Raw genomic sequence first — 3628 nt, forward strand, 5'->3', positions numbered from 1 at the left:
CGAGGTGGTTGTCACCCGAGGTCGCGCGGACCTCGACGACACCGTCGCCGATGTCGAGCAGCGAGACGTCGAACGTGCCGCCACCGAGGTCGAACACCAGGATGGTCTGGTCCTTGTCGGCCTTGTCCAGGCCGTAGGCCAACGCCGCCGCGGTGGGCTCGTTGACGATGCGCTGGACCTCGAGTCCGGCGATCTGGCCGGCTTCCTTGGTGGCCTGGCGCTGCGCGTCGTTGAAGTACGCCGGCACGGTGATGACCGCGTCGGTGATGTCCTCGCCCAGGTAGGCCTCGGCGTCGCGCTTGAGCTTCATCAAGATGCGCGCGCTGATCTCCTGCGGCGTGTAGTCCTTGCCATCGATCTCCACCGACCAGTCGGTGCCGATGTGGCGCTTGACCGAACGGATGGTCCGGTCGACGTTGGTGACTGCCTGGTTCTTCGCGGGCTGACCGACCAGCACCTCGCCGTTGCGCGCGAATGCGACGACAGACGGGGTGGTGCGTGAGCCCTCTGAGTTTGCGACGACGACGGGTTCTCCGCCTTCGAGCACTGAGACGACGGAGTTGGTGGTCCCGAGGTCGATACCGACCGCACGAGCCATAGTTACTGCCTCCTGAATAGAAATGCTTACGAGTCTGAGTGGACCACGCTCAAGCTTGCCTGCCGCAGGCGCGGCATGTCAAGCCAGAGTTGAGCCTGCTTCACTCAAGTTGTCGAATGGGTCAACGGGGTGGCAGCGCGTTTTGTTCCCCGGCGGCTCCGGCACGAGCGAGTGGCCAGTCGAGCTCAGACGTATGCCTAGCTGCACCAGGGCAGGCACTCATTGGGACCCACGAAGGCGGGCGGCATCGGCGGCGGAGGCCCCACCGGCGGTGGCGGGTTGGGGCCCTCGTAGATGCCTTGGCCTTGATTGGCCTGGTCAGGTGCCACGTGCCAGTAGGTGTGGCAGACGTTCATGTCCCACGTCACCGGGTCGTGGACGTGATTCTGGGTCAAGTGGAACAGCGAATCCCCCGGACACCAGGTATTCGGCCCGTAGCACCGACCGTCGACCCTGGTGGCGGGTGCGCAGTCATCGTCGGCGTTGGCGAGGCCGGCTCCCAGACCGGCCAGACCCAGGCTGCCGGCTACCAAGACGGCGGAGGCACACCCCGCGAGTACTCGCGCCATCGAAGCCCCCAAAGTCGTTGATCAACCCGACGTCCACGCTAGGAGCCGCGGCTGCACTTGGGAATAAGGAATGTCCCTACGAAGTGGAGGTAGCGCATTCTGCTGACTTCGACGGTCCTCGAACCGTGCCCACCGCGTCGTTTGTAGGGATATTCCTTATTCCCCTCCGCGGCAGTGGCTCGCTAGCGTCGACCACATACCTGCGTTATGGCAACCATTGGTTGGGGAATCGAATGTCGAAGCGGCGCAGGGCAGTCGGCCACACCGCCGATGGTCGTCATCGGTACGCACGCACCCCGTCGCGCAGTCTGACAGCAGTCGCGATCGGCGGGGCCGGTCTGGTGTTGGCGGTTCCGGTAGCGGTGGAAACCCGTAGACCCCTGCGGCGCAACGACTTCCGAGGAGTACGGGTGGCGGCATGCAGGTAGTGGCGTTTGCGCCGGCGCTGAGGGCAATCGTGAACGACCGCGGTGGAATCACCACTGACGGCTTCCCACTGACCAGTGCGAAGGTGGCGAGCTTCCCCGCACACATCACAGTCCCGATGGTCCTGGCCGTCCAAACTCGGGGGGGCTCCGATTACGACCCATGCCACTACCTGGTCGCGAGGTCGCAGGAGGGCGAACGGCTCGGCTCGATCACATGCAGCTGGCATTGGCCCGACGTGCCAAGCTCACCGGTGAAGTTCTGGGTGTCCGCCCCTCAGCTCCCGCTGGTGGTGGCCGCTGCAGGAGTCGTTGGCATCGGCCTGTACGGCGATCTCGACGACACCGAACCCTGGCATCTATTTCCATTGCGCGTGATCACGTCCAATCCGCTATTGCGGTCACCGCGGGTGGATTAGGGCTCACTTGCACAGGCTGACGATCTGCCGCCTGACCTGATCGGCGTGAACCAGCCGAGCGGCCTGATTTGGCTCGCCATTGGGGACTTCGGCCAACGCATACATCCCGATGTCCTGCAGGTCGCCGGCGAAGGAGCGCACCGCGTCGGCCAGGTTCGTGGGTGTCCCGACATCGAGGCGACTCAGCAGGTAGAGGCCGCCGCCGAGCAGCGCCAAGCGGGCGTTGCCCGCCACCGCTGACTGCGCAACGGCATCGGGCCCCAGATCGGTGTGACTCTGCAGCGACACCGCCGAGCTCACCGCGTCAAAGGCACTGCAAACGCGCATCTTCGGGTCTCCCGACTGAGTGGAAACCTCAGGCGCCCCGGATGTCGCACTGGATACCGCGGACGTACGGGTTGTCAGCGCCCAGGCCGCAAGAACTACGGCGACCACGGCCAGTAGGAGTGCCAGTGGACCCGTCCAGCGGGACAGTGCCGCCGCTGGTGACTGCGCGACAGCTCTTGCATGAGAACGAGATTGGGACTCGGTGGTATTCGGCATTCGGTGACGATAGCCGTGCCGCCGCGTCGATGTTTCTCCAATGAGCCGGTACCACCGCCGCGGTCCCAAAGTGTAGGGATATTCCTTATTCCTCACGACTGTGCTGCCACATTAGCGTGACCTGCGAAGGCCCGACTCCACGAGTTGCCCGGCCGGCGATCGGGTTCAACGACGACGAGTAGGGGCTGTTATGTCGAACCGCAGCAAGTCTTTTCGTGACGGTGGTCGGCATCGACACCGCGCGCCTTCGCGCAGTTTGACCGCGGTCGCGGCAACTGGGGCCGGGATGGTGCTGGTCGCTCCGGCTGCGGCGTTGTGGTTGGCCGCAGGCGTGCAGGCCGCTCCCCCGTGTGTGCCACCGACCGCGATCTGCACCAGTGGTGGTTCCCCGGTCGTCCCCGCCATCCCGAGCTTGTTCGGGACTGCCTTCGTCGTGGCGGACCCGTTCTTGAGCATCGCCGGTCAGATACCAATCGTGAACATCTTCATCGGCGACGGCGCTGCCGGCACGGCGCTGCACCCCGACGGCGGCAACGCTGGGATCTTCCTTGGCAATGGCGGGGCCGGTTTCAGCCCGACCACCGCTGGCGCTGCTGGCGGCAACGGTGGCAGCGCCGGTTGGTTCGGTAACGGCGGCGCCGGGGGTACCGGTGGTGCCGGTGCCAATGGCGTCTCGGGCGGCCCAGGTCAGAACGGCACTGCCGGCCTCAGTGGCGGCGCAGGCGGTAACGGCGGCGCCGGCGGCTTGTTCGGCATCGGCGGGCTCGGCGGCGCGGGCGGCGAGGGCGGTAACGGCGGGGCCGGCGGCACGGGCGCTCACGGCGTGGACGCGACGGTGCCGGGCGGTAAGGGCGGCGACGCCGAGGCCGGCGGCAGCGGAGCCGCCGGCGGTACTGGCGGCAACGCCGGTGCTGGCGGCACCGCGGCGTTCTTGGGTGCCGTTGGCGCAGTAGGGGTTAACGGCAACGGCGGTACCGGCGGCAACGCGGGCACCGGCGGTGTCGGCGGCGCGGGCAGCGACGGCGACCGCGGTACGGCCGCGACGATGGCCGGCGGTTCCGGAGGTGTGGGGCA

The 3628-nt window shown here is 66.9% G+C and carries 5 protein-coding genes; 2 read left to right on the forward strand and 3 right to left on the reverse strand.

Translation table 11 applies throughout. From position 1 onward, the window contains the following. The coding region (locus tag QOD90_RS16050; protein ID WP_526351398.1) for an Hsp70 family protein at positions 1–598 on the reverse strand (598 nt) is incomplete at its 3' end. A gap of 197 nt (positions 599–795) precedes the next feature. Then, positions 796–1167, reverse strand: coding sequence for a hypothetical protein (locus QOD90_RS16055; RefSeq protein WP_526351400.1), 372 nt, complete (start codon positions 1165–1167; stop codon positions 796–798). Between the two features lie 418 nt (positions 1168–1585). Between QOD90_RS16055 and QOD90_RS16060 the strand changes: the two genes are divergently transcribed. Next, entirely contained in the window at positions 1586–2011 is a 426-nt protein-coding gene (locus tag QOD90_RS16060; RefSeq protein WP_526351402.1) for a hypothetical protein, read from the forward strand. A gap of 3 nt (positions 2012–2014) precedes the next feature. On the opposite strand, the gene QOD90_RS16065 is transcribed toward QOD90_RS16060, so the two are convergent. Continuing rightward, positions 2015–2311, reverse strand: coding sequence for a hypothetical protein (locus QOD90_RS16065; RefSeq protein ID WP_526351404.1), 297 nt, complete (start codon positions 2309–2311; stop codon positions 2015–2017). Between the two features lie 529 nt (positions 2312–2840). On the opposite strand from QOD90_RS16065, the gene QOD90_RS16070 reads away from it, so the two are divergent. Next, on the forward strand, positions 2841–3628 hold a 788-nt coding region (locus QOD90_RS16070), incomplete at its 3' end, for a PGRS repeat-containing protein (protein ID WP_526351406.1).

The organism is Mycobacterium sp., from assembly GCF_032161845.1.
GTDB lineage: Bacteria > Actinomycetota > Actinomycetes > Mycobacteriales > Mycobacteriaceae > Mycobacterium.

Bases quoted from the DNA above. Each gene is read 5' to 3' on its own strand.
- QOD90_RS16055 (WP_526351400.1), bottom strand. From the start codon at position 1,167: ATGGCGCGAGTACTCGCGGGGTGTGCCTCCGCCGTCTTGGTAGCCGGC.
- QOD90_RS16060 (WP_526351402.1), top strand. From the start codon at position 1,586: ATGCAGGTAGTGGCGTTTGCGCCGGCGCTGAGGGCAATCGTGAACGAC.